1 pseudogene is annotated in these 539 nt (G+C 78.1%); it reads left to right on the forward strand.

The window, feature by feature from the left end:
• Positions 1 to 145 precede the first annotated feature (145 nt).
• A pseudogene (locus GT354_RS12195) lies at positions 146 to 539 on the forward strand (ATP/GTP-binding protein); the annotation flags it as partial.

Here is a 539-nt window from a genome sequence, read left to right on the forward strand (position 1 = left end):
GACCGGCCGTCGTCGGCCCCGACGCCGCCGGCCACGGTCGGTGACGGGTGGGCCCAGGCCGCCGCGTACATCAGGCAACCCACGGCGAGCGACGCCGAGTTCGCGACCGCGCCGGAGCACCGGCCGGCCGGCGAGGAGGCGGGTCATGTTCGATAACGCACGTCCACTGCACCCGGATCCGCACAACAAGCCGGAGCCCGAACCGCCCGCCGAGACGGGGTATCGCCCGCACATGCACGTCGTCCCGGGCCTGCCCGAGGCCGAGGACGTGCTGTACGCGCCGCCACCACCGCAGCCGCGGACCTGGCCGGACGGCTTCCAACGCGACGCGCCGCCCGCGGGAGCCCCCGACGCCGGGCGAGGTCAGACGTGGTCGGTCGACGCGGCCTCGCTCACGCCCGCGGTCGGGCGCACGCCGCCCCTCACCCCCGCCAACGGCACGCCGGTGGTCCCTCCCGAGGCCGCCCCGGCCGGTCCCGACGGCCGGGTCAACGGCGCCCGGCACCCGGGCGGCCCCGGCGCGATGTTCACCGTCCCGC

The organism is Streptomyces sp. SID3343 (genome assembly GCF_009865215.1).
Lineage (GTDB): Bacteria > Actinomycetota > Actinomycetes > Streptomycetales > Streptomycetaceae > Embleya.